The sequence below is a fragment of the Rathayibacter sp. AY1C1 genome, assembly GCF_002932105.1.
Classification (GTDB): Bacteria; Actinomycetota; Actinomycetes; order Actinomycetales; family Microbacteriaceae; genus Rathayibacter.
In genome coordinates this window covers 14727-40696 of the sequence record NZ_PSWH01000033.1, presented here as the reverse complement: position 1 = coordinate 40696, position 25970 = coordinate 14727, and the positions used below count along the sequence as shown (strand labels likewise).

Genomic DNA, 25970 nt, shown 5'->3' with positions numbered 1-25970 from the left:
GCTCGTCTTCGGATAGTCTCAGGTGGTGCGGTCGTCGTCCGTCATCGGGTCTCCTCGTCCTGCGGGCGGGCCGCGCGGGTGTCCTGCGGCCCGCCCGCAGGACGAGGAGACCCGATGACGGACGACGACCGCACCCCCGGCGATTCGGGGACGCCGAGCTCCGGGAACGACTGGGGCAGCCGCGAGCCCGCGGCGGGCTCCGGCACGCCGAGCGGCGGCTCGAGCGGCGGCACCGGCCGCGGCGACGGCTCCACCCGCACCGCTCCCCACCGCTCCCGGAGCGTCGGCATCAGCGGCATCGCGAAGAACCGCCGCGGCCTGCTCATCGGCGGCGCGGTCGCGGTCGGCGCGGTCGGCCTCGCTGTGGCCCTCGCGAACGGCGGCCCCTCGACCGACGGCGTCGTCGCCACGGGAGCCGACGGCCAGGACTACGTCATCCCCGAGAACGCCGAGCGCCCCGTCTACGCGAGCCGTGAGGACTGCCTCGCCGACGTGCGGGAGCAGATCGCCCAGCTCCAGGCGCAGGGCGAGGAGGTCGGCGACGACCCCGAGCAGCTGTGCGAGGCCACCGACGAGTACCGCGGGCACTACGCCGGCGGCTTCTGGCTCGGCCCGCTGATCTTCGCGTCCTCGCGCTGGAACTCGACGCGGGCGACCAGCTGGGCGCCCGTCGCGTCCGGTGGCTTCGCGGCCCGCGGAGCGACCCAGCCCGACGTCGTGCAGCGCGCGCCGGCGGGCTCGACCGTCGGCTCGAAGGCGACCCTCTCGGGCGGCTTCGGCTCCTCCGGCAAGTCCGGCTTCGGCTCCACCGTCGGCGGCTGACCGCAGCGCACCTCCGCCCTCGCGCCCGGGACGCGGGGCGAGACATCCGCCGAGACACCGCTCGCACGCCGGCCGTCTCGACGATCACGGGGACGGCTCGCCGCCGCTCCCTCTCTCAGGAGGAGGGCGTCGCGCTCGGGAAGAAGTGCCGCTCGACGGGATCGCCGTCGGCGTGGGTCAGCGCCGCCGCGCGGATCTCGCGGTCGCGGCCGGTGAGCCGCTGGGTCTCCTGCCGCCGGAACTCGCCCCACGAGGGCACCATGAACGTCTCCAGCTGCACGTCGGCCTCCTCCCCGCTCCGGTAGAGCGCCCAGCGCGAGGCGCCGGTCCGGCGGCGGGAGCTCTCCAGCAGCCGCATGGCCGATCGGAAGTCCGCGAGGGAGTCGGGGCGGACCGTCCACGAGATCTGCACCATCACCGGCCCGTCCGTCGGCTCCGGCTCGAACACCAGCGTGGGCGTGGGCCACGACATCGAGATGCTGCGGTCGACGGTGCCCGTCCCCGGCAGCAGGGGCAGCACCCGCACGCTGGCCGCCACGAGGAGGAGCAGAGCGGCCGCCGCGGCGTACGCGGGCGCGGTGCCGAGCACCTGCGCGGCCAGGCCCCAGCCGATCGAGCCGACCGCCATGGTCCCCATGAAGACCAGGATGTAGATCGAGGCTCCGCGGGACCGCACCCACTGCGGCAGCGTGAGCTGCAGCGCCGCGTTCAGCACGGTGAGGGTGCCGATCCACGCCAGCCCCGCGAGGACCAGCAGCAGCAGGGCCGGAACGAGGGGCAGGAAGGCCGCCGCGAGAGTCCCCGCCGCGAACAGCACGGCGCTCGCCCCGATGACGACGTCGTCCGAGAGCTTCCGGCGGGCGAGCGGCAGGGCGAAGACGCCGAGCACGGCACCGGCACCGAGGGCCCCGAGGAGGAAGCCGTAGCCGCTGGAGTCGAGCTGGAGGCGCTTCGCGGTGAGCGGCAGCAGCGCCCAGAGCGCACTGGCCGGCAGGGCGAAGAGCGCGGAGCGGAGGAGGATCCGGCGGACGAGGTGCGCGGAGGCGACGTACCGGATCCCTCCCTTCAGCGCGGCGCCGAACTGCTCGCGGTCGTCGAGGCCGGTCTGCGTCGGCCGCTTCCACCAGAGCAGAGCGAGCACGGCGCCGATGAAGCTCAGGGCGTTGATGCCGAAGACCACCGGAGCGCCGAACGCCGAGAGGACGACTCCCGCCAGGGCCGGGCCGACCGCGCGGGCGCCGTTCACCGTCACGCCGCCGAGGGCCGACGACGCCGCGATCAGGTTCCGGGGCACGAGCTCCGGCTGGATCGCCTGCCAGGCGGGCGAGGTCAGGGTGGAGGTGATGCCGAGGAGGAAGGTGAAGGCCAGGATCGTCCACGGCGTCAGCGCGCCGACCGCCGCCACGACCGTCAGAGCGGCCGCCAGCAGCGCGCTGGCCGACGACCCCCAGATGAGCAGCCGCCGCCGGTCGAGCGAGTCGGCCAGCACGCCCGCGGGGAGGGCGACGAGGATCGAGGGCGCCAGGCTCGCCGTCTGCACCAGCGCGACGACCGCCGCGCCCGCGGCCGCCTCGACCAGGTACCACTGGGCTCCGACGGTCTGCATCCAGGTGCCGATGTTGCTGCCCAGCTGGGCGAACCACAGCACCCGGAAGGCGGTGATCGCCATGGGCGCCCAGGCCGACGGCTGCGCCGGCGCGGACGTCTGCGCCGGGGCGGCGGGAGCCGGAGCGACGTCCTCAGTCACGGGGCACGGCCTGCCGCACCGAGAAGAGGTTGCCGAACGGGTCCAGCAGCTGGCACAGCCGCTCCCCCGTGAACACCGTCTTCGGACCGCGGTGGGCGACGGCGCCGTTCGCCGTCCAGTCGGCGACGACGGCGTCGACGTCGGGGACCGTCCAGTACGGGCTCGTGCCGTCGGGTCCGGGCCGGTTCAGCTCGTCCCGCTCGTGCAGCGTCAGACGGGTGCCGTCCAGGTCGTAGGCCACGAGCGCCCCACCGCGGACGACGGGCTCGCGCCCGAGCCGCGCCGAGTACCAGGCGACAGCGGCGTCGAGGTCGTCGACGAAGTAGAAGACGTTTCCGACTCCGGCGAACTCCGTCGTCGTCATGCTCGGGCCGGCGGGAGGGCGTCGCGGAGGAAGGCGAGCGAGGGGCCGATGGCCGCCTCCGTGTACCCCTCGGCGTGACGGGTGCCCGGGATCAGCTGCAGCGTGCTGGCGACTCCGACCGCGGAGAGCGCCGCCTGCATGGCCTGCGCGTCGCTCACGGGGACGAACTCGCCGAGCGAGTTGGCCAGGAACACCGGCCCGCCGTCCGGGGAGGCGTGGCGCGTCGTGGAGGCGGCGGTGAGCAGCCCGCGGTCGCCCCCGACCTCGTTGAGGATCGTCCAGCGCAGGAAGGCGTCGTTCCGGCCGGTCTGGTTGATGTCGGCGCTCTTCATGGCGTCGAGGTCCTGCGTCGTCGGCGTGGCCGGGAGGTCGTCGGTCGCCTCGACGATGCCGAGGAGGTCGAACATCCCCGACCAGCTGACGGCGGGCCGGCCGGTCGCGATCGCGGCCTCCACGACCAGGTTCCCGCCCGCCGATCCGCCGAAGAACGCCAGCCTGCTCCGGTCGAACGCCCACTCGGACGCGACCGCCCACCGCTCCGCGGCGAGCACGTCGTCCCTGCTGGCCGGGAAGACCGAGTCCGGAGCCTCGCGGTAGTCCGCCGCGAACACGAGGTAGCCGGCGTCGACCAGCATCGTCGCGAGCGCCCGCTCCTTGCTCTTGTCCCCCCGGAACCACCCGCCGCCGTGGATCAGCACGACGGCCGGCCGAGCGGCGTCCTCGGCCGGGGACACCGACCTGCTGTACACGTCCAGCACCTGTGGCGACGACCCCCCTTCGACGTACGGAACCCCGATGCTCACTGACGGCTCGTCCGACACGGTGACCCCCTCCGGTCCAGATTCTCGACTGCAGTCAGACCGTAGGAGCCGGGGGCGGCGCGAGCCAGGCCCTGCCGGGGTCACCCAGGAGGGCGCCCGCAGGCCCGCCTCCCGCGGCTGGGCGGATCGCGACTAGCCTCGGAGGGTGTTCCTGACCGAGCCGTACGGCTTCCGCGACCGCTCCGCCCTCGACGAGCGCCGGGCCCTGCTCGAGGACGAGCCCTCGGTGCAGCCCCTCCGGGTGTTCCGCGAGGAGCTCCTCGCCCGGCGCACGCGCAGGCATCCCGGTGCCGTGGTGCCCGACTTCGACCCGGCCGAGGCCGGCGTCGAGGCGCGTGCGCTCATCGTGCTGGAGGCCCCGGGACCGATGTCGACCGGCCCCGACGGCTCCGGCTTCGTCTCGGTCGACAACGACGACGCGACGGCCGCTTCGACCTGGACCCTCCGCGACGAGGTCGGACTGCACGCCCGCACCCTGATCTGGAACATCGTGCCGTGGCAGCTCGACGGCGCCCCCGACGCGGACGAGGTGCGGCAGGGCGCGATGGAGCTGCGCCGGCTCCTGCCGCTGCTCCCCGACCTGCGGGTCGTCGTCAACGCCGGGACCGCGCCGACCAGCGGCTGGAAGAAGAACATCGAGCCCTACCTGGTCGACGGCCCGACGGTCATCGACTCGTGGAGCCCCGGCCAGCGGGCGATGAGCCAGCCCCGCAAGCGCGACGAGCTGAAGCGCGCCTTCGAGCGCGCGACGCACCTGGTCGGCTGAGCCCCCGGGGCTCCGAGGCGTCACGAACGGTCGTCATCGGAGCCGGGAGGCGGCCCTTCGCGACGCCTCGACCGCCGGCGGGCGGTCCGCTCAGGCCGAGCGGGCGTCCCGCAGCGCGTCGGCCGACTGCTGCGCGGCGCGGCGGACGTCGCGGTCCGGGTCGCGGAGCATGCCCGTCAGGACGGCCTCGACGCTCGCCGCGAACTCGCCCTTCGCGTCGCGACCGGAGGAGATCCCCGCCAGAGCGGCCGCCACGAGAGCGCGCGCTCCTGCCGCGCGGACCCGGGGGTGCTCGTCGGTGGTCAGGCGGGACAGCTTCTTCTGCCCGCCCAGCACGCGCTCGGCGCAGACGCGGGCGCACATCTCGCGGACGCGCCAGGAGGGGTTCGCGAGTCCGGCGGTCACCGCGTCGGCGGCGTCGTCGTCCCAGACGTAGAGGAGCGCGCGGGCACCCCAGAGCTCGGGCCAGTAGAGGGAGGGCGCTCCCTTGAGGATCCCGTCGGCGTGCTCGCCGCCCACGGTGAGGAGGAAGGACTCGCCCTCGTACCCGCCGGTGAGCAGGGCCGCGGATCGCAGAGCGACGTTGCGCTCCCCCTCGCGGGCGACCTGCGCGCGCAGGCGCTCCTCGAGCGGATCGGTGAGGGTGACGGTCGGTTCGTTGTCGCGTGCCATGAGGCTCCCGAGAGTACTCGCCCGCCCCGCGCCTTCGAAGACCCGCAGCGTTCGGCGCCGCAGCGGTCGGCCCTCTCCGTCCTGCGGCGATGGTCCGATCAGCACTCGTGCCACCTGCTGGTCGAGTGGCGCCGCAGGGACCACGGCTGAGGGACGCCTGGTAGATTCGATCCGATCGACCCCCTCCCAAGCCTCTCCGCGATGCTCACATGGGAGGGGCCTTTTTCTTCGGCACCGAGGTACTGCGATGGCACGGAAACCGAGCCTGTCGTGGAAGCAGCAGGTCCAGCTCCTCCGTGACCGCGGGCTCGGCATCGCCGACGGGGAGGCCTGCACGAGCTACCTGGCCGCGCAGAACCACTACCGCTTCTCCGGGTACGCCCGCTACTTCCAGCGGGCTCCGCACGACGGGGACGACTCGTTCGCGGACGGAGTCTCGTTCGAGGACGTCCGAGCGGTCTGCGACGCAGATGAAGCGCTGCGGCAGAGCCTGCGTGCTCGACTGGCTCATGCCGAGATCCTTCTCCGCAGCCGTACGGCTCATGTCATCGCTCGTGAGCACGGCCCGTACGAGTGCTATCTCGAGAAGAGCTTCTACTCCGAGTCTCCGAACGCGGAGTCGACAGTCGATTCGTGCCTCCGCGACATCGAGCGCAGCAGGGAACGGCATGTCCTCCGCTTCACGGAGCTCCCCGGCGGCAGGGGCGCGGCCGCCTTCGGCGAGCTACCGGTGTGGTCGGCCGTCGAGGCCTGGTCCTTCGGAACTCTGTCGAGATGCATCGAGCGAGGGGCACGAGGATCGCTTGCGGGGGACGTCGCGTCCGGTCTGGGAGTCGCCCGAGCCGGTTTCGCCTACCGGGTCCGCGCACTCGTATACCTGCGCAACCGGTGCGCTCACCACAGCCGGCTCTGGAACCACTCCGTGATCGATGCGGGCCCCACGCCCAACAACGTCCGTGCGAAGGCGAAACGTCTCGCCGGGCAGTTCACTCCGCGCTCGGTCGTGGACGTCATCGCTTCGTTGGACGACATCCTCCTACGAGGAGCGGACGCGGCCCCGATCCTTCCGGAGCTCGTCGCCGAGCATTCCCTGCACGACGTGTTCTGGCGAGGGCTCACGACGCCCCGGAGCCCCCTCGATCATCGAGGACCGCAGTGAGAGCGACGCGACCGGGACGGTCCCGCCCGCCCCGCGCCACGGCGGATGCCGCAGCGGATCGGACGATGCCCGCCGCTCAGGAGGCGCCCACCGGGAGGTCGGCCCCGCCTGACTATGCTGGTGCCACCCCCGGCAGCCGAGCCCTCTGAGCCTCGTCCGCGCCGGGGTGGCGCGGCTCACCCGCCCGGGGAGCGGAGGAGGTCCTCTCATGGCCGATCGGCCGAACCTCCGCCATGTCGCGGCGGTCGCGGGCGTCTCGCACATGACCGTGTCGCGCGTGCTCAGCGGGCACCCCAACATCAAGGAATCGACCCGCCAGAAGGTCCTCGAGGCGGTCGACGAGCTCAACTACCGGCCGAACATCGCCGCCCGCTCCCTCGTCACGCAGCGCACCGACCGCATCGGCGTGATGATCGAGAGCGGCGCCGAGTACGGGCCGTCGAGCACCCTCCGCGCGATCGAGCGCGCCGCCCGCGAGAAGGGGTACTCGATCACCTCCGTCGCGCTGCGGCCGGACCTCGAGATGACCCCCACCGACGCGATCGCCCACCTGATGGGCCTCGGGATCGACGCGCTCTGCGTGATCGCGCCGCGCTCCTCCTCCGTGGCGACCCTCCGCACCGTCGAGATCGGCGTGCCGACGCTCGTGGTGAAGAGCGACAAGGATCCGAGCTTCCTCACCGTCTCGGTCGACCAGCAGGCCGGCATGTTCCAGGCCGTCGACCACCTGGGCAACCTCGGCCACCGCGACGTGCTGCACCTCTCCGGCCCCCTCGACTGGCTCGACGCGCGCGCCCGCGAGCGCGCCTTCCACAGCCGCGCGAAGTCGTGGGGGATGCACGAGCGCCCCATCGTCATCGGCGACTGGACCCCGGACTCCGGGTACGACTTCGCCGCGAGCCTGCAGTCGGTGCCCGACTTCACCGCGATGGTCGTCGCGAACGACGAGATGGCGCTCGGAGTGATCCACGGCCTCGTCGAGCGCGGGATCCGCGTGCCCGAGGACATGAGCATCGTCGGCTTCGACGACCTGCCCACCGCCCGCCACTTCCTCCCGCCGCTGACGACGGTCCGCCAGGACTTCGACAAGCTCGGGACGACGGTCGCCGAGGTGATCCACGCGAGGATCCGCGGCCAGGAGATCCCGCAGCGCACCCGGATCCCCACGGAGCTGGTGATCCGCTCCTCCACGGCCGCTCCCCGATCGTGACCCTCCTGTTCCCGTCCCGCCGCATGCGCTCGCGTATCATCGGCGGCAGCCCCTGGCACGCCGGACCCTGACGGCGCGCCGCACACGAACCGAGGACGGCACGTGGCGATCTCATCGAGGACGACCCGGAGCTCCGCGGCACCCGTCGTCGAGATGACCGGCATCCGCGTCTCCTTCGCCTCCGGACCCGCTCTGAAGGACGGGAACCTGCGGCTGGTGCCGGGCGAGATCCACGGACTGATGGGCGAGAACGGCGCGGGCAAGTCCACGCTGATCAAGACGCTCACCGGCATCCACCAGCCCGACGCGGGCGAGATCCTCGTCGACGGCGTCGCCCGGCGCTTCAGCGGCCCGGCGGAGGCGAAGGCAGCGGGCATCACGGCCGTGTTCCAGGACGAGCGCCTCACCGACAACCTCAGCATCGGCGAGAACGTGATGCTCGGACACGAGGTCCGCGGCCGCTTCGGCATCTCCTGGTCGCGCACCCACCACCGCGCGGCCGAGATGCTCGCCGAGCTGGGCCTGGAGGACCTCGACCCGCACCTGCCGCTGCGCTCGCTCTCGCCGGCGATCCGCCAGCTGGTCGCGATCAGCCGCGCGATGGTCGACCGTCCGCGCGTGCTCGTGCTCGACGAGCCCACCTCCAGCCTCGACCTCAGCGACGTGGCCCGCCTCTTCACGGTGCTGCGGAGGCTGCGCGACCAGGGCGTCGCGATCCTGTTCGTCTCGCACTTCCTCGAGCAGGTCCTCACCCTCAGCGACCGGCTGACGGTGCTCCGCGACGGCGGCACCGTCGGCGAGTACCCGGCGCACACCATGGACCGCGCCGAGCTGATCGCGAAGATGATCGGCAAGGACATCGACGCGCTGCGGCAGATCGGCTCCGACCGCCGCGAGCACCGCCGCCAGCCGGTCGGCCCGGCGATCTACCGCGCGCACGGGATCGGCCGCCGCGGCGCCGTGGGCCCGACCGATCTGGAGCTGCACCGCGGCGAGATCGTGGGCTTCGCGGGCCTGCGCGGCTCGGGGCGCACCGAGCTGGCGTCGCTGGTGAGCGGGGTCGAGAAGCCGGACACCGGCGAGGTGCTGATCGACGGCGAGCCCGCCCGCATCTCCGACCCGGTGTCGGGCCTGCGCCACCGCATCGCCCACTCGAGCGAGAACCGCCGCGAGGACGGGATCATCGGCGACCTCTCCCTCCGCGAGAACCTCGTGCTGGGCCTGCAGGCTCTGCGCGGCTGGGCGCACCCGCTGTCGGCCGCCGAGACCGACACCCTGGTGCGCACCTACGTCGAGGCGCTGAACATCTCGCCGGCCGACCCGGACATCCCGGTGAAGTACCTCTCCGGAGGCAACCAGCAGAAGGTGGTCCTCGCGCGGTGGCTCGCGACCCGTCCGCGGCTGCTCGTGCTCGACGAGCCGGCGCGCGGGATCGACGTGGCGTCGAAGGTCGAGATCCAGGCGCACATCGCGCAGCTCGCGAAGGAGGGGGTGACCGTCGTCTACATCTCGTCCGAGCTGGAGGAGGTGGTGCGCCTCAGCGACCGCATCGTCGTCTTCAAGGACCGCGAGAAGATCGGCGAGGTCAGCAACGGCCCCTGGCTCACCGTCGACACGATCGTCGAGATGATCGCCGCCGACCGCGACGACGACCTCGACGACGACGACGACTGACCTCCCCCGCCGGCCGAGCGGCCGCACCGTCCACCGGGTCTCGATGAGCCGTCCGGGCTGCTCGACCGCCAGGACCTCGACGCGCCGGCGGGTCCCGCTCGGGCGCCGGGCCTGCGAGGATCCGGGGGTGGACGATCAGCGACCGGACGAGCTCGCGGAGCTGCAGCGGCGCGCCTACGGCCGAGGCTCCGACATCGAGCGGGACCCCGGCGCGCTCGCCCGGCTCTCCGCGCTCGAGGCCCGCGTCCGCCCCGCCCTCGGCACCGCACTGCCGGACGCGGTGGTTCCCGCGGTCTCCGGGGACGCGGCGCCGGAGGACGCGGCACCTTCCGCGGACGCCTCCGCCGACGAGGAGTCCGACCCCCTCGGCCACGTCCCGCCCCGCCGCTCCCGTCGGCGCGGCCTCCTCCTCCTCGCCGCGCTGGCCGCGACGGCCGCCGTCGCCGCGGGGGCCACCCTCCTCGCCACCGCCGAGGACGGACAGCCCGGCCGCGAGGTCGCCGTGCTGCCGCTGTCGAACGGCACCGACCTCCCCGGCTGGGAGGGACTGGGGTTCGACGGATCGGTCACCACCGAGGACTTCGGCGGGCTCACCGTCGTGCGGCAGAGCCTGCCCGCCGACACGGGGCTCACCGTCGTCCGGCAGCGCCGCTCCTCGAGCGCCGGCTCGTGCCTCTCCATCGTGCGGACCGCCGAGCCGCAGGACGGCCTGTTCTTCCAGGGCTGCACGGCCGGAGCGTTCCCCGCGGTCGCGCAGTTCACCGTGACGTCGGCGGCGCCGGAGGCCCTGCGCGAGCGGTTCCCGATCGGCACGTCCCTGCGGTTCGCCCTCGAGGGCGACGAGATCCGCGTCCGATCCGACGCCCCCTGACCGCTCAGATCCCCGTCCGCCCGTGCGGGTCGCCCACCTTCTTCGACTCGCTCGACCCGCGCTCGCGCAGGAACACGGCGAGCGCCGCCATGCTGCCCACCGCGAGGAACTCCGACTGCCAGTTCTGGAGCGTCCGGTTCCAGAAGTCGGCAAAGGAGACGTAGCCGAGCCAGTCGACGGGCGCTTCCAGGCTCGTCAGCTGCTCCTCGTTGTAGGCCACGACGCCCGTCACCGACTGCGCCGCCCAGGACAGCAGGAACACCGCCCCCATCACCAGCAGCAGCGAGTGCGAGAACAGCGCCTGCCGCAGGCGGCCGGCGGAGGCCGAGGGCGGCGAGTCGTCCTCCGCGGATGCCCCCGCCTTCTGCTGCTCGTCGGTCTCGAGGCCCTCCTCGCCCACCCGCTTCGACTCGGGCGAGCCGCGCTGCACGAGCCAGACGGTCGCGCCGATGTAGAGGAAGAACTGGAGGTACTCCGACTGCCAGTTCTCGGCGACGTCGATCGCGAAGTCGGAGGAGGTGACGAAGCGCCAGTAGCCGACCTCCCGCAGCCCCTCCGCGACCTGGGTGTCGTTGTAGGCGGCGAGCCCGGCGAACGACTGCCCGGCGAGAGCGAGCAGGAAGATCGCGAGGAAGAACAGCGAGAGTCCGTTCTCGCGCAGGAAGCGGCGCATCCGGCTCACCTCCCGAGGATCCCGACGGCGAAGAACCCGATCAGGCCGAGCACGATCACGGCGTAGTACAGGGCGGAAGCGGTGCGCACGTCAGCTCCCGTCCAGGACGCAGTCGAAGGGCGCATCCGCCACCGGCGTGCACCCCGCCGCGCGCACCAGCCAGCCGTCGTCGCCCGGAGTGAGGAACACCGCGGTGCCGCCGGAGCGCACGATCGCCGCCCGGCCGTAGACCTCGGCGTCCCCTGCTCCGTCTTCCGCGATCCCGAGCTCCAGCACGCCGCCGGGGCAGTCGCCCTCCCGGTCCTCCACGGCCTCGCGGGCGGAGCCGGTGAGCAGCGCGCACGCCGCGGCGCCGTCGCCGTCGGCGAGCGCGGAGAGGAAGGCGTCGGCCGCGCGGCGGGCCGCCGTGCCGTCCGCGGAGCATCCGCAGAGCGCGAGCACGAGGGCCGCCGCAGCGGCCGACGCGGGGACGGAGCGCGATCGAGGGAGCTTCATGGCCAGGGAAGCTACTCCCGGCCCTGAGCCCCGGGGAGAGGGTTGCCATCGGGCCCTGCGGGCCCCGCGACCGGATCGTTACCGAAGCGCACCGCCGTGCTGTTGCGTCACAAGAATTGTTCACGGTAACATTTCGACGCGGCGCTGCTTCGGCCGGCGCCCACTGCACATCCTGCACTCACCGCACCTCGGGCCGCTAGGCCCGCATTCGAGGCCCTTCGGGGTCCACCATCTCGGGCACTCTCTTCGTGCCCGCGATCTCAAGGAGGAGATCTATGTCCAAGACGAGGCGTATCGGCCAGTTCCTGGGTTTCGCAGCAGTCGGCGCACTCGCGTTCGGACTCGCGGGCTGCTCGGGCGGTTCCGGCACCGATTCGGGCTCCGGCTCGAGCGGTGACCTCACCACCGTCGGCTTCGTGGCCGTCGGCCCCGAGGGCGCGTGGCGCCAGGCGAACGAGACCAACATCGAGGACACGTTCACCAAGGACGCCGGCTTCGACCTGAAGTACGCACCCGCCACCAACGGAGACCAGAAGTCGCAGATCGACTCCTTCACCTCCTTCGTGGACGAGGGCGTCGACATCATCCTGCTCTCCGCCACGGAGGGCTCCGGCTGGGAGGACTCGCTCGAGCGCGCCCAGGAGGCCGAGATCCCGGTCATCCTGATCGACCGCGGCATCGAGCCGGACAACACCGACCTCTACGTGACCCGCATCGCGCCGGACAACATCGCGGTCAGCACCTCGGTCGCCGACTGGGCCAAGACCACCTTCCCGAGCGGCGCGAAGTACTTCACGCTCGAGGGCCCCGCGGGCGTCTCGGTCGTCAACGAGCGCAACGAGGGCTGGGACGAGGTCATCGGCGCCGACTCGAAGTTCACCAAGATCGGCGCGCAGACCGCGAACTGGTCCACCGAAGAGGCCAAGAGCGTCTTCGAGACCGTCCTGAAGTCGAACAACAACGACGTCCAGCTGGTCTTCGCACAGAACGACGAGATGGGCCTCGGCGCCGTCCAGGCCGTCCAGGAGGCCGGCCTCACCCCCGGCACCGACGTCAAGATCGCCACGATCGACGGCACCAAGAACGCCCTGCAGGCGCTGGCCGACGGCGAGCTGAGCTTCGTCGCCGAGTACAACCCGCTGTTCGGCGAGACCGCCCTCGACGCGGTCGAGAAGACCCTGGCCGGCGAGACGGTCGAGTCCTCGATCGTCGTCCCGAGCGAGACCTTCGACTCGCCCGAGGCCGCCACCACCGCGCTGCCCGACCGCAAGTTCTAGTCGCTCAGCACCACCGGTCGCCCGGCGTCGTCCTCGACGCGGCACCACTCCCCCGGAGCGACCGGGGCCGGCTCTCCGCCGGCCCCGGTCGCTCCGACCCTTCGGCGCACCTGTTCGGCTGCGCCCCGCTCGAGAACGGAACGACGCGACATGACAGGTTCGCCTCCGATCGTCGAGATGAAGAACATCTCGATCAGCTTCCCCGGCGTGAAAGCCCTCGACGGCGTCGACTTCCGCCTGTTCCCGGGCGAGGTCCACACCCTCATGGGTGAGAACGGCGCCGGCAAGTCCACGCTCATCAAGGCCCTCACCGGCGTCTACCGCATCGACAGCGGAGACATCGTGATCGACGGGGAGACCCGTCGCCTGACCGGCACCGCCGACTCGCAGGCCGCGGGCATCTCCACCGTGTACCAGGAGGTCAACCTGGTCACGAACCTCTCCATCGGAGAGAACGTGATGCTCGGCTACGAGGTCCGCGGACCCTTCGGCATCAACTGGAAGGCCACGCACCAGGCCGCGAAGGTCGCGCTCGAGAAGCTCGGCCTCGGCCACCTCAACACTCGCCAGTCGCTCGCCTCGCTCTCGATCGCGATGCAGCAGCTGGTCGCGATCAGCCGCTCGACGGTGAGCGACTCCAAGGTGCTCATCCTCGACGAGCCGACCTCGAGCCTGGACGCGAACGAGGTCGAGAACCTCTTCGTCGTCATCCGCCGCCTCCGTGCGGAGGGCGTCGCGATCCTCTTCGTCTCGCACTTCCTCGACCAGGTCTACGCGATCAGCGACCGCCTGACGGTGCTGCGCAACGGCACCTTCGTCGGCGAGTACCTGACCCACGAGCTCGACCGCACCTCGCTGATCTCGAAGATGATCGGCAAGGACATCGCGGCGCTGCGCTCCCTCGACTCCGAGCGCGAGAGCCAGGACCACCTCTACCGCGACGCCCCGCTCTACACCGCGAAGGGCATCGGCAAGAAGGGCTCCATCGAGAGCACCGACCTGACGCTGCACCGCGGCGAGGTCGTCGGCTTCGCCGGGCTCCTCGGCTCCGGCCGCACCGAGCTCGCGCGCCTGATCTACGGCGTCGACAAGCCCGACACCGGCGAGATCACGATGCACGGCAAGAAGATCGACGTCCCGACGCCGACCGCCGGTCTCGCCCACAAGATCGCGTTCTCGAGCGAGAACCGCCGCGACGAGGGCATCATCCGCGACCTCTCGGTCCGCGAGAACCTCATCCTCGGCGTGCAGGCCAAGCGCGGCTGGGCCCGCCCCCTCTCCAAGAAGGAGAAGGACGAGATCGTCGGCAAGTACCTCGTCGAGCTCAACGTGCGCCCGGCCGACCCCGACCGCCCGATCAGCAAGCTCTCCGGCGGCAACCAGCAGAAGGTCCTCCTCGGCCGCTGGCTCGCCACCGCCCCCGAGATCCTCATCCTCGACGAGCCGACCCGCGGCATCGACGTCGGGGCGAAGGCCGAGATCCAGGAGAAGGTCGTCGCCCTCGCAGGCGAGGGCGTCGCCGTGGTCTTCATCTCGTCCGAGCTCGACGAGGTCGTCCGCCTCAGCGACCGCATCATCGTCCTGAAGGACCACCGCGTGATCGCGGAGATCCTCAACGGTCCCGCTGTCACTGCGGAGTCGATCGTCACTACCATCGCCGCAGAGGGAGTCGTCGACGAGGACGTCGTCGTCCTCGAGAGCGCCACGCAGGAGGCCGCATCATGAGCAGCGACACCCGACCCGCCCGGGGATCCGTCCTCGGCGGGATCATCCGCCGCCAGTACTTCTGGGGAGTCGTGGCGATCGCCCTGCTCCTCCTCGTCAACGTCGTCAAGGACCCGGGCTACCTGGCCGTCTCGGTCAGCCCCACCACCGGCTACCTCGTCGGCAACGTCATCGACATCGCCCGCGCCGCCGCTCCGATCCTGATGATCGCCGTCGGCATGTGCCTGGTCGTCGCGACCGGGGGCATCGACCTCTCGGTCGGCTCGATCATGGTCGTCGCCGGCGCCGTCTCGATGGAGTTCCTCAACTCCGCGGGAGCGCCCGACTCGCTCGGCGCGGCAGCGGGAGCCTTCGCGGTCGCCCTCCTCGTGGCCGCCGTGCTCGGAGCCGTGAACGGCGTCCTGGTCTCGGTGGTGGGCCTCCAGCCCTTCATCAGCACGCTGGTCGTGATGCTCGCGGGCCGCGGCCTGGCGAAGGTCATCACCGGCGGCCAGAACACCGCCGCCACCAACGAGCCCTTCCGCTGGCTCGCGAACGGGTACGTCTTCGGGCTCCCGGTCGTGTTCCTCCTCGCCATCGCCATCGTCGTGGTCGTCGGAGTCCTGGTGCGCCGCAGCGCCCTCGGCCTGATGATCGAGGCCATCGGCATGGACCCGAAGGCGGCCCGCCTCGCGGGCATCAACCGCCGGGGCCTGCTGATGACCGCCTACATCGGCAGCGGCATCCTCGCCGGAGTCGCGGGCGTGTTCGCCACGGCGAGCGTGATGACGGTCGACGTCTCGCGCACCGGCTACCAGCTCGAGCTCGACGCGATCCTCGCGGTCGTCATCGGCGGCACCTCGCTCGCCGGCGGCAAGTTCAACATCACCGGTGCCGCCGTGGGCGCGATCCTGATCGCCACCCTCGACAAGACCGTCGTGTTCCTCGGAGTCTCGTCCTCCGCGACGCCCGCCTTCAAGGCGATCGTCATCGTCGCGCTCTGCCTCCTGCAGTCCGAGCGCGTCCGCTCCGCCTTCAAGTCCCGTCGCGAGGCGCGCCGCAGCGTCCCGCAGAAAGAGGCGATCCCCGCATGAGTGCCGTGATGACCCGCTCCGCCCCTCCGGCGAGCACCAAGCGCACCTCCGGGGCGCGCGGCTGGCTGAGCCAGCACCTGGACAAGCTGCCCACCCTGGCCGCGCTGATCATCTTCTTCGGGATGATCGTCTACGGCGAGGCCGCCTACGGCCGGATCCTGCAGGCGAGCACGATCTCGAACCTGCTGGTCAACAACGCGCACCTGATCATCCTCGCCGTGGGCCTCACCTTCGTGATCCTCACCGGCGGCATCGACCTCTCGGTCGGCGCGGTGATCGCGTTCAGCAGCGTGAGCGGCGTGCTCCTGATCAACGCCGGCTGGAACCCCTGGCTCGTGATGGTCCTGATGGTCGTGATCGGCGCCCTGTTCGGCGTGATCTCCGGCATCCTGATCCAGTACTTCAACGTGCAGCCGTTCATCGCGACGCTCGCGATGATGTTCCTGGCCCGCGGTCTCGCCTCCATGCTGAGCACCGTCCCGGAGCGCCTCCCCGAGGACTCGGCCGTGCTGAGCCTGGCCACGCCGATCAAGCTGATCGACGGCCCCAAGGTCAACGACTTCGTCATCAGCCCCGGCGTGATCATCGCGATCCTCGTCGTGGCCGGCGCGTTCTTCGTGCTCCACCGCACCCGCCTCGGCCGCACGGTCTACGCGATGGGCGGCTCCGAGCAGTCGGCGGCCCTGATGGGCCTCCCGGTCGTGCGGACCAAGCTGTTCATCTACATCATCAGCGGCACGCTCGCCGGTCTCGCCGGTGTGGTCTACACCGCCCGCCTCGGCAGCGCGCAGAACATCACGGGCACCGGCTGGGAGCTCGACGCCATCGCGGCGACCGTCATCGGCGGCACGCTGCTCACCGGCGGCGTCGGCTTCGTGCTCGGCTCGGTGGTCGGCGCCTTGGTGCTCGGACTGATGAACGTCCTGATCACCCGCGACGGCGGCATCCCGCCGGAGGCGACCACGATCATCACCGGAGGCATCCTCCTGGTCTTCGTCCTCCTCCAGCGCGCCGTCATGGCCCGCAGCAAGACCTGACCGGGCTCCCGCCCGATCTCCCCCGGCGCCCCCTCGTCCCTCCGCGGACGAGGGGGCGCCGTCGTGTCCGGGGCGCTCCGCCGGCCTCAGGAGGCGGAGCGGCTGAGCGTCAGCGCGGCCTGCTCGCGGGTGGCGTAGCCGCACTCCTCGGCGAGGCGGGCGAAGTCGGCAGGGCCCCGCCGCCGCAGGCCGATCCGGCGCCGGAGGGTGCCCGCCCGGCGCGTCTCGATCTCCTCCGCCGGCGTGCGGCCGAGGAACGCGAAAGCCTGCGCGAGCATGCGGGGGCAGACGAGCAGCTCCCGGGCGAGCACCGCAGCGGAGAACGCCGGGTCGCGGTGGCGCGCCTCGATCACCGGGATCGCCTCCGCGTAGACCTGGTCGGCGCTCCGGGTCCGGACCCGCGGAGCGCTGTGCTCGACGATCCCCTCCAGCAGCAGTTCGCTCGCCCGCCTCACGCCGGCGGCCCCGAGCACGGCCGGATCGCCCTCGATCAGACTGTTGGCGAGGGCACGGGCAGGCGTCCAGACCGACTCGCGCACCGGCACGACCTCGTTGATCCGCTCGCGGACCCACCGGTGCTCGAGCACGGCGGCGTCGAAGCTCCAGGTGTACGAGAGGGTGGGCCGCCGGTAGTCGATGCGCACCGGGACCCTGGCGTCGAGGAGCAGGACGCTGTTCGGCGTCGCCTCGAGCACGCCCTCGTCGAGGACGACCTCGCCCCCGCCCTCGACGATCAGGGAGATGTGAACGCCCACCGGCCTGTCCGCCCTGTCGACCGACGGCGAGAGGGCGACCCTGAGCCCGTTCGGCCCCCACACCCGCGTCAGCGCGAGTCCCGGTCCATCCGCTGCGTCCATCCGCAGACCGGGAGCGCCCGTCCCGCGCTCGTCCCCTGCGCGAGCGAACGCCTGCATCCGCTCCTCTGCGGCCCCCATCTCCCGCCCCCTCCGCGTCGAACGAACAGAATCCCTCATCTGTCGATCACCGCCGGACGTTCGCACGGATCTCCCAGGCCTCCGCGCCTCGCGCTCGGAATCCGGCCGCACGCCGTCGCCGGACCGGGAGGACGGCCACGGGGACCGTCGCGGTCAGCGGCGCTGGGAGAGCCGCCACAGCGCGCGGCGAGCGCTCCCCTCGGAGGCGAAGCCCGCCTCCTCGGCCGAGCGCGCGAAGTCGGCCGTCGCCAGGGACCGCCCGCCGATCAGGAGCAGGAGGGTGCCCGCCCGGCGCCGCTCGAGCTCGTCGTCGGCCGTCCGCCCGAGGAAGGAGAACGCGCGAGCCAGCGTCAGCTCCGACACCAGGAGCTCGCGGGCGAGCCGGGCGGCGGTGAAGGCGGGATCGCGGTGGCGCTCCTCGATCAGGGCCATGGCCTCCCCGTAGACGTCCTCGGCGCGGGGACGCCTGCGCGGTGCGGAGCCCTCGACCAGCTCCTTCAGGAAGGCCTCGCCCGCCCGGGCGACGGCGGGCTGCTCCGCCAGAGCGGGGTCGCCGTCGAGGAGACCGTTCATCAGCGCCCGCGCCGGGGCCAGGAAGCAGCCGGCGACGGGCAGGACCTCGCCGAAGCGCTCCGTGATCCAGCGCTGCTCCAGCGCCCGCTCGCCGAGCACCCAGGCGTAGATCACGGTCGAGCGGGGGAAGCGCGCCCCGGTCCACGGCTCCGCGTCGATGACCACCAGATCACCACTGCCGCACTCGAGCATCCGTCCGTCCTGTCGGATGCGTCCTCCGCCCTCGACGACCAGCAGCAGATGCGCGCCCGGCGGGCAGCGCGACTGCGGCTTCTGCTCGAGAACGCAGCCACCGGGAATCCACAGTCTGGCGATCTCGAAGCCGAGCGAGCCCGTCGCCTCGACCCGCAGTCCAGAACGGGCCTCCACGCCGTTCCAGTGCTCGGCCATCCGCCGGTACATCTCGGCCGATCTCGACCTCATCGGGCGCCCCCTCCTCGCGGGCACGCTGACGCCTCACCACAGGAGTGATTCGCAGCCCGCGCTTGCTCCGTTTGTCACCGGACCGGTCACAGCGGACGGCGACGCTCCCGCTCACCGCGCCGGCGGCGCCCCGGCGGCAGCGTGCGACCGACGGGATCACCGGGTCAGGAGGGCGATCGCGACTCGGGACGGCGCCGGAGCCCACCACTCCCTCCTCACGGCGGCGCCACTTCCTCCTCACCTGCCCCCGAGCGCTTGGGCCGACCGCCCGCCCGCGGGAAGACTCCCCAGCGGTACGGCGCCCGTCGTACCCGCCGAAGCGCCCGAGCGGACGACGACCGTCCTCCGAGCAGGCCGCCGGCGAGAAGACAGACCGAGGAGCTTCACTGTGACTTCAGACAACTCTCCCGCTGAGCAGGGTCCGCTGAGGCGACGCACCGTCGTCGCCGGCGCCACCTGGTCCCTGCCCGTGATCGCCGCAGCGACGGCCACCCCGGCCGCCGCCGCCTCTGCCACGCAGACCCTCGTGTTCAGCTCCATCCCGACCATGATCGCGTGCATGCCCAACACGGCGCCGATCACGCTGACCCTCACCGGCGGCACCGTCGCGAACGTCCCTGTGCGGGTGAACACCCCGCCCGGCTTCCGCTTCGGAGGGAGCGGGACCGACACCTTCGTGACCGACGCGAACGGAGTCGCCACCATCCCCGCCGGCAGCGTCATCGCCGGCCCCTCGACCGGCTCGGCCCTCGCCTTCGGCGGCTCGGCGAAGACGAACGCCCCGTTCCCGGTCCGCCAGACCGGCGACCTGCAGTACAGCACGGGCCTCGCCACTGTTCCCGAGAACTCCGGATTCATCCACACCTCCTCGCAGGGTGTGAACGGCAACGTCTCCGTCAAGGCGAACGGCGACATCTGGCAGTACCGGCGGTCGGACGGCTGGCAGAAGCTCGGCACGGGCGCCTCCACGGAGCCCAGCACGTCCGGGCTCACGCAGCAGCCGGACGGAACCTACAACGCGCACTGGATCAAGGACGGAGTCCTCCAGTACGGCAAGGCGCTCGCGACCGTTCCGAACAACTCCGGATTCGTCCGCACCTACGGTCAGGGCGCGGACGGGAACGTCTCCATCAAGGCGAACGGCGACGTCTGGCGGTACAACCGCCAGGCCGACGAGTGGACCCTTCTGGGCACCGGCGCCAGCACCGAGCCGAGCGCGGCCGGCATCTCCGCGAACCCGGCCGGGACCCTGAACGTCCACTGGATCAAGAACGGAGTCCTGCAGTACGGCACCGCAGCGGCCACGGTGCCGACCAACTCCGGATTCGTCCGCGTCTACGGCCTCGGCACCCGCGGCACGATCGCCGTGAAGTCGAACGGCGACATCTGGCGGTACACCCCGCAGGGCAACGTCTGGGACCTCGTCGGCACCGGAGCCAGCACCGAGCCGAGCGCCGCCGGACTGACCCAGCGGCCGGGCGGGACGTTCGAGATCCACTGGATCAAGGACGGGGTCCTGCAGTACGGCACCCGGCTCGCGACCGTTCCGGAGAACTCCGGGTTCGTCCGCACCTACGGTCAGGGAGCGGATGGGAACGTCTCCGTGAAGGCGAACGGCGACATCTGGTACTACAGCACGGCGCAGAACACGTGGACCAAGATCGGCTCCGGTGCCAGCACCGGCCCCGATGCGGCCGGGATCACCGCCCAGGGAGACGGCGCGCTGAACCCCCACTGGATCAAGGCGAGAACCGACTGCCGCCGATCCGCGCCCGGCGGCCCTCTCCGCCCGCGTCCTGCCGGACCGCGGGCGAGGAGGGCCGCCTCCGCCCTCCCGCCGAGGACGGGCGCCTCGTCCGAGGAGGAACGCGCCACCCCGTCTCGGCGCCCCTCCCCCGGCCTAACGTGGTCACCGCCCGCGCACCCCGTCCCCGCTGCGAAGGAGCCCGGTGACCGCTTCCGAGCAGCCGGCCGCCCCGCGCGGTCTCGTCGAGACGCTGCAGCTGAGCGGTCCCCGCGTGGAGGCGTGGCTGAGGAGCCTCGGCTGGGCGAGCGACGGAGCTCCGCCCCTGCACCTCGCCGGGGACGTGCTCGCCGTCGACGGCTTCCGGCTGAGCCGCCTCTGGCACACACCCGGCACGCTCCGGACCGACCCGCCCCTCCCCGCCCCCGACCGGGCCGAGGTCGACCTCATCGTCCCGGTCGCCGGCGAGATCGTCGTCGACGGCCCTCTCGAGGCCGCTCGTCTGCGGCCCGGCGGGCTCGCCCTCCTCCGACGTGACGACTCCGCTCGGTTCCGGGCGGAGGAGGACTCCGCCTGGCTGGCGCTGAGGACGTCCTGGGGCAGGCTCGGCCTCACGAGCGCACAGTCCGACGGGCCGTCCTGCACCCTGCTCGCCGCCGACAGCTACAGCGGCGCCTTCGTCTCCCTCGTTAACGCGACCCTCAACGCGGACCTCGCGGCGGGCGATCCCGGCTTCAGCGAGCTGCGCCGGGCGCTCGAGGCGACCGCGTCGGCCCTGATCAAGCAGAGCCTGCCGCCCGCCCGTCCGGAGGACGGACTCGAGGGCGTCCTCCTCCGCGCGATCGCCGTCATCGATGCGGAGGCGGGTGACGCGGACTTCACCGCCGGCGTTCTCGCGATGCGGCTCCGCGTCTCGCGGGCGACGCTGGACCGCGCCTTCCACCGCCGGGGCACGACCGTGGCCGCGACCCTCCGCGAGCGGCGCGTGCACCTCGCCGCGTCGCTGCTCGCCGCGAGCCCGTCGCTCTCGCCCTCGGCTCGCGCGGCCGTGGCCGAGCGGGCCGGCTTCCGGACGCTGAGGGCGATGGACCGCGCGCTGAGCCGTTCGCGCGACGTCGACCGCGGCTGATCCGACCGGACATCGGCGTACGCGTCGCTCCAGGATGCACTCGGGATTCGTCGAACCGGTTCGCCTCTCCTCTGGAGTGTCGGGAAATGATCCGGTTAGGCTCTTCACGTTGTCGTCAACATAGTGTTACCGTGAACATTGCCGCGTACGAAGCCGGCACACTCCCTCCCCTCAGCAATGGTGCCGACCCTGGAGCAAAGCGCGATGAAGCCTTTCCTGCGACCACTCGTCCTCGTGACGGCCGTGGCCCTCACCGTCCCCCTTCTGACGGCCCAGTCGGCGAGCGCAGCTCCCTCCGACAGTCTCGTCCTGCGCTACGCGCTCGACGAGACGAGCGGCACGACCGTCGCCGACAGCTCGGGCAAGGGCCGCACCGGCACGCTCGTCAACGGAGCCGCTCCTCGCGGAGCCGCGGGCGTCGCCCTCGACGGGACCGACGACTACGTCAAGCTGCCCGACGACCTGCTCGCGGGCCTGAACTCGATCACGGTCAGCACCGAGGTCCTGGTGAACGCGAACCAGGGCACGCCCTACTTCATCTGGGGCCTCGGCAACACGACGAACGGCGCCGGGAACGGCTACCTCTACACGACGGGCAACGGCTACAAGGCCTCGATCGCCACCGGCAACTGGACCACCGAGCAGACCGTCAACTCCAACGCGAACCTCGCGCGCAGCGTCTGGAAGACCCTCACCTACACGCTCGACGACGCGAGCGACACCGCACGCCTCTACCTCGACGGCACCCAGGTCGCGCAGCAGACAGGAGTGACCATCACTCCCGCCGCGATCGGCAACGGCACCACCACCGCGAACGCGATCGGCCGCTCCGTCTACACGGCGGACAAGACCCTCGCCGGCTCGGTCCGCGACTTCCGCGTCTACAGCACGGCGCTCAGCGCGGCCGACGTCGCGACCCTCCAGGCCCCGGACAGCACGCGCGTCTCCCGCGACTCCGCCGCCCTGGACCTCGGGAGCCTCTCCTCGGTCTCCGCGAACCTCACCCTCCCGACGACCGGCCCCAACGGCTCCGCCATCGCCTGGGCCTCGAGCAACTCCGCGGTCGTCTCGACCAGCGGAGTCGTCACGCCGCCCGCGACCGGGGTCGCCTCGGTCGAGCTGACCGCCACGACCACCCGCGGCTCGGCCACGGCCACCCGCACCTTCACCGCCACCGTGCCCGCCAAGGACGTGAACGCCGACGCCCAGAAGGCGCTCGACGCCCTCTCGATCGTCAACTCCGGCGACGTCCGCGGCAACGTGACGCTGCCCGCGAAGGCCGGCTCCTACGACGTCGCCTGGTCCTCCTCGAACACGGCCGTGCTCAGCACGACCGGAGTCGTGAAGCGCCGGTCCGCCGCCACGCCCGTCACACTCACCGCGACGATCGCCGGCACGACCGCGACCCGGCAGCTGCCCGTCACGGTGACCGCGGCTCCCGCGGACCTCGACACCGAGTACGACGCGGGCTACCTCTGGACCCACTTCGCCTCGACCGACTACGAGAAGATCTACTTCGGCTCCAGCACCGACGGTCTGCACTGGTCGAAGCTCAACAACGACAAGGCCGTGCTCGCCAACCTCGGCGGCACCCTCGGCGTCCGCGATCCGCACCTCGTGCGCTCCCCCACCGGCGACGAGTACTGGATCATCGGCACCGACCTGCACGCCGAGGGCACCGCTCCCGGCGGCACCTGGGACCAGACCAACGCGAGCAAGAACCTCGTCGTCTGGCGCTCGACGGACCTCGTGAACTGGAGCGATCAGAGCATCGTCTTCGCCGGCTTCCCCGACGCGGGCAACGTCTGGGCTCCTGAGGCGATCTGGGACGACGCGACCGGCCAGTACTACGTCTACTGGGCCGCCCGCGACAAGACGCTGACCGGCGGGGCCTCCGCCCAGCGCGTCTACGTCTCGACCACGCGCGACTTCGTCGGCTTCTCCACCCCGAAGGTCTGGCTGGACGAGAACCCCGCCGCCGGCGGCGGGAGCCGCGGCAGCATCATCGACACGACCATCGCGAAGGAGGGGGACACGTACTACCGCTTCTCCACCGCCGACTGGCGCACGGTCGTCGACAAGGCCCCGAGTCTCGCCGGCCCCTGGACCCGCGTGATCGGCTTCGGCGAGGAGAAGTCCCGCGGCCTCTCCGACCACCTCGAGGGCCTCACCGTCTACCAGCTGCCCGACGGCCGCTGGGTCGTCATGGGCGACTCGTTCGGCTACTCCGCCTACGTCACCGACACCCTCGCGGACATGCGGTTCACGGCGCTTCCTGTCGGCACCACCGGCGCGAACACGTACTCGTTCTCGAAGCCCTTCCGCCACGGCTCGGTGCTCCGCCTCTCGAGCGCTGAGGAGGCGCGCCTGACGGCCGCCTACGGCACCAGCAGCACCGGCCCCGCCGCGAAGCCGGTCAACGCGGCCGGCGAGATCCTCCGCTACACCTTCGACGGCGGCTCGGGCACCACGGTGCGCGACAGCTCGGGCAACAACCAGAACGGCACGCTGCCCTCGGGTGGCACCTGGAAGGACGGCGCCCTGCAGCTCGACGGCACCGACGACTACGTCAAGCTGCCGAACGACCTGCTCGCCGGAGTGACGGACCTCACCATCCAGTCCGACGTCTGGATCGACCCCGCGCAGGGCGGCGCCTACTTCCTCTACGGCCTGGGCAACACCACGAACGGCGCCGGCGACGGCTACCTCTTCACCTCGGGCAACAACTACCGCACCAGCATCGCGACCGGGAACTACACCACCGAGCAGACCGTCGCCGGCGGCTCGGCCCTCCCCCGCGGCACCTGGGCGCACCTGACGTACACGATCTCCGGCACCACCGGCACGATCTACCTCGACGGAGTGAAGGTCGCCAGCGGCACCGTCACGACCGACCCGAAGGACATCGGCGGCGGCTCCACCTCGGCGAACTACATCGGGCGCTCGAACTACGACGCCGACAACCGCTTCCGCGGCCAGATCCGCGAGTTCTCGGTCTACAACCGGGCCCTCAGCGCCTCCGAGGTGCTCGCCGCCTCCGGCAACACGTCGGCCCTGGTCGACCTGTCGCTCAGCGGCGACGTCCTGAAGACGGCCCCGATCGTCGACTCGGCGAGCAGGACGGTCACCTTCCCGGTGAAGCCGGGGACCGACCTGACGAAGCTCACCCCGACCTTCTCCACCGCGGCCGGCGTCACGGCGAGCCCCGCCTCCGGCACCGTCCGCGACCTCTCCACCCCGCAGACGGTCGTGCTCACGCCCGCCGCCGGCGGCACCGCGACCACCTGGACCCTGAAGGCCGTCGTCATGAAGTCCCCCGTCCTCGCAGGCCTGAACGCCGACCCGAACATCGCGGTCTTCGGCGACACCTACTACCTGTACGCGACCTCGGACGGCTTCGCCGGCTGGGGCGGCAAGACCTTCTACGCCTGGTCCTCGAAGAACCTCATCGACTGGACCCGCTCGGAGCAGCCCTTCCTGACGCTCGACGGCGCGAACGGCAACGTGCCGTGGGCGACCGGCAACGCCTGGGCGCCGACGATCATCGAGAAGAACGGGAAGTACTACTTCTACTTCTCCGGCGAGAACTCCTCGCTGAACCGCAAGACGATCGGAGTCGCCGTCTCGGACAGCCCGATGGGCCCGTTCACGGCGCAGCCGACCGCGATGATCACCAACGGCGAGTCCGTGCGGTCCGGCCAGGCGATCGACCCCGCCGCGTTCACCGACCCGAAGACCGGCAAGAGCTACCTCTTCTGGGGCAACGGCGACCCGCTCTACGGGGAGCTGTCCGACGACATGCTCTCGATCAAGACCGGCACGATCAAGAAGATCAGCGGTCTGACCGACTTCCGCGAGGGTGCGTTCCTGAACTACCGCGACGGTCTGTACCACCTCACCTACTCGATCGACGACACCGGCTCGGAGAACTACAAGGTCGGCTACGCCACCTCGACGAGCGTCGACGGACCGTGGACCTACCGCGGCGTGGTCCTCGAGAAGGACACCTCGCAGGGCATCCTCGCCACGGGCCACAACTCGATCGTCAACGTGCCCGGCACGGACGACTGGTACATCGCCTACCACCGCTTCGCCATCCCCGGCGGAGACGGCCAGCACCGCGAGACGACGATCGACCGGGTGACCTTCGACAAGACGACCGGTCTCATGCAGAAGGTCGTCCCGACCCTCACGAGCGTCGCGGCGCAGACGATCGTCGACACCGCGCCGCTCGCGGCCTCGATCACGGGGAAGGCGACGGTGGGCAGCACGCTGACCGCCTCCGCCTCCTCCCCGTGGACGGCGACCGGCTTCCAGTGGAAGCGCGGCGGGACCGCGATCAGCGGGGCGACGGCGTCGAGCTACACGCTCACCGCCGCCGACCGCGGAGCGACGATCTCGGTGGCCGTGACCGCCGCGAAGCCGCAGTGGACGCCGGCGACGGCCTCCGCCTCCGTCGGTCCCGTGACCGACTCGGCACCCGCGATCGCCGTGACCACGACCTCCACGACGCGCTGCGCCGCCGGGAAGATCGTCGTCACCGCGACCGCCACGAACCCGAACGCCTTCGCCGCGAAGATCGTGATCGGCACGACGTGGGGCTCCAAGAGCTTCGCCGACGTCGCTCCCGGCGCCACCGTCTCGGCCGCCTTCACCACCCGGGCGACGAGCGTGACCGACGGATCCGCGACCGCCACGGCGACCGCGTTCATCAGCGGGAAGCCGGCCACGGCCTCCGCGACCGCCCCCTACTCCGCGGCCAGCTGCAGCTGATCCGCGG

20 protein-coding genes are annotated in these 25970 nt (G+C 71.8%); 12 read left to right on the top strand and 8 right to left on the bottom strand.

Annotated features, from left to right (window positions below):
- Window positions 1-114: 114 nt before the first annotated feature.
- Window positions 115-822, top strand: coding sequence for a hypothetical protein (locus C5C71_RS14175; RefSeq protein ID WP_104222404.1), 708 nt, complete (start codon window positions 115-117; stop codon window positions 820-822).
- Window positions 823-937: 115 nt separating this feature from the next.
- On the opposite strand, the gene C5C71_RS14170 is transcribed toward C5C71_RS14175, so the two are convergent.
- The 3 genes from C5C71_RS14170 to C5C71_RS14160 are packed head-to-tail and all read right to left on the bottom strand — an operon-like array spanning window position 938 to window position 3682.
- Entirely contained in the window at window positions 938-2569 is a 1632-nt protein-coding gene (locus tag C5C71_RS14170; RefSeq protein ID WP_258062150.1) for an MFS transporter, read from the bottom strand.
- Window positions 2562-2933: a VOC family protein gene (locus C5C71_RS14165; RefSeq protein ID WP_104234343.1), complete on the bottom strand. Its 372-nt coding sequence runs from the start codon at window positions 2931-2933 to the stop codon at window positions 2562-2564. Before C5C71_RS14165 ends, C5C71_RS14170 begins: the two co-directional genes overlap by 8 nt.
- On the bottom strand, window positions 2930-3682 hold the full coding sequence (locus C5C71_RS14160; RefSeq protein WP_181065720.1) for an alpha/beta hydrolase: 753 nt from the start codon (window positions 3680-3682) through the stop codon (window positions 2930-2932). Before C5C71_RS14160 ends, C5C71_RS14165 begins: the two co-directional genes overlap by 4 nt.
- A gap of 217 nt (window positions 3683-3899) precedes the next feature.
- On the opposite strand from C5C71_RS14160, the gene C5C71_RS14155 reads away from it, so the two are divergent.
- A complete protein-coding gene (locus C5C71_RS14155; RefSeq protein ID WP_104288159.1) occupies window positions 3900-4520 on the top strand; it encodes a hypothetical protein in 621 nt (206 codons plus the stop codon).
- Between the two features lie 90 nt (window positions 4521-4610).
- Here the strand turns inward: C5C71_RS14155 and C5C71_RS14150 are convergent, their stop codons facing one another.
- The gene (locus C5C71_RS14150; protein ID WP_244230570.1) at window positions 4611-5192 is read right to left on the bottom strand and encodes a HEAT repeat domain-containing protein; all 582 of its coding nucleotides are present in this window, start codon (window positions 5190-5192) and stop codon (window positions 4611-4613) included.
- Between the two features lie 247 nt (window positions 5193-5439).
- On the opposite strand from C5C71_RS14150, the gene C5C71_RS14145 reads away from it, so the two are divergent.
- From C5C71_RS14145 to C5C71_RS14130, 4 genes are all read left to right on the top strand, one after another.
- Window positions 5440-6351: an Abi family protein gene (locus tag C5C71_RS14145; RefSeq protein ID WP_104315462.1), complete on the top strand. Its 912-nt coding sequence runs from the start codon at window positions 5440-5442 to the stop codon at window positions 6349-6351.
- A gap of 208 nt (window positions 6352-6559) precedes the next feature.
- On the top strand, window positions 6560-7561 hold the full coding sequence (locus C5C71_RS14140) for a LacI family DNA-binding transcriptional regulator (RefSeq protein WP_104222399.1): 1002 nt from the start codon (window positions 6560-6562) through the stop codon (window positions 7559-7561).
- A 153-nt stretch (window positions 7562-7714) separates the two neighbouring features.
- Window positions 7715-9235, top strand: a complete 1521-nt coding sequence (locus C5C71_RS14135; RefSeq protein WP_104255631.1) for a sugar ABC transporter ATP-binding protein — start codon at window positions 7715-7717, stop codon at window positions 9233-9235.
- Between the two features lie 127 nt (window positions 9236-9362).
- Window positions 9363-10106 (top strand): hypothetical protein, encoded by a 744-nt coding sequence (locus C5C71_RS14130; protein ID WP_104337916.1) that lies wholly within the window; start codon window positions 9363-9365, stop codon window positions 10104-10106.
- A gap of 4 nt (window positions 10107-10110) precedes the next feature.
- Here the strand turns inward: C5C71_RS14130 and C5C71_RS14125 are convergent, their stop codons facing one another.
- Window positions 10111-10779 (bottom strand): DUF6766 family protein, encoded by a 669-nt coding sequence (locus C5C71_RS14125; protein ID WP_104337915.1) that lies wholly within the window; start codon window positions 10777-10779, stop codon window positions 10111-10113.
- 90 nt (window positions 10780-10869) lie between these two features.
- Window positions 10870-11274 carry a hypothetical protein gene (locus tag C5C71_RS14120; RefSeq protein ID WP_104337914.1) on the bottom strand — a complete coding sequence of 135 codons (405 nt, stop codon included), beginning with the start codon at window positions 11272-11274 and terminating at the stop codon, window positions 10870-10872.
- Window positions 11275-11549: 275 nt separating this feature from the next.
- Between C5C71_RS14120 and C5C71_RS14115 the strand changes: the two genes are divergently transcribed.
- From C5C71_RS14115 to C5C71_RS14100, 4 genes are all read left to right on the top strand, one after another.
- Window positions 11550-12551: an ABC transporter substrate-binding protein gene (locus tag C5C71_RS14115; protein WP_104222394.1), complete on the top strand. Its 1002-nt coding sequence runs from the start codon at window positions 11550-11552 to the stop codon at window positions 12549-12551.
- A gap of 150 nt (window positions 12552-12701) precedes the next feature.
- Window positions 12702-14276 carry a sugar ABC transporter ATP-binding protein gene (locus C5C71_RS14110; RefSeq protein WP_104222393.1) on the top strand — a complete coding sequence of 525 codons (1575 nt, stop codon included), beginning with the start codon at window positions 12702-12704 and terminating at the stop codon, window positions 14274-14276.
- The gene (locus C5C71_RS14105; protein ID WP_104238658.1) at window positions 14273-15349 is read left to right on the top strand and encodes an ABC transporter permease; all 1077 of its coding nucleotides are present in this window, start codon (window positions 14273-14275) and stop codon (window positions 15347-15349) included. Before C5C71_RS14110 ends, C5C71_RS14105 begins: the two co-directional genes overlap by 4 nt.
- A complete protein-coding gene (locus tag C5C71_RS14100) occupies window positions 15346-16386 on the top strand; it encodes a sugar ABC transporter permease (RefSeq protein ID WP_104337913.1) in 1041 nt (346 codons plus the stop codon). Before C5C71_RS14105 ends, C5C71_RS14100 begins: the two co-directional genes overlap by 4 nt.
- Window positions 16387-16472: 86 nt before the next feature.
- On the opposite strand, the gene C5C71_RS14095 is transcribed toward C5C71_RS14100, so the two are convergent.
- Both C5C71_RS14095 and C5C71_RS14090 read right to left on the bottom strand, forming a co-directional pair.
- A complete protein-coding gene (locus tag C5C71_RS14095; RefSeq protein WP_146084475.1) occupies window positions 16473-17141 on the bottom strand; it encodes a hypothetical protein in 669 nt (222 codons plus the stop codon).
- Window positions 17142-17474: 333 nt separating this feature from the next.
- Complete coding sequence (locus C5C71_RS14090; protein ID WP_146084474.1) at window positions 17475-18317, bottom strand: hypothetical protein; 843 nt, start codon at window positions 18315-18317, stop codon at window positions 17475-17477.
- Window positions 18318-18705: 388 nt separating this feature from the next.
- Between C5C71_RS14090 and C5C71_RS14085 the strand changes: the two genes are divergently transcribed.
- Both C5C71_RS14085 and C5C71_RS14080 read left to right on the top strand, forming a co-directional pair.
- Window positions 18706-20598, top strand: a complete 1893-nt coding sequence (locus tag C5C71_RS14085; protein ID WP_104337910.1) for a hypothetical protein — start codon at window positions 18706-18708, stop codon at window positions 20596-20598.
- Between the two features lie 796 nt (window positions 20599-21394).
- A complete protein-coding gene (locus C5C71_RS14080; protein ID WP_181065719.1) occupies window positions 21395-25963 on the top strand; it encodes a family 43 glycosylhydrolase in 4569 nt (1522 codons plus the stop codon).
- The last annotated feature ends 7 nt before the right edge of the window (window positions 25964-25970 follow it).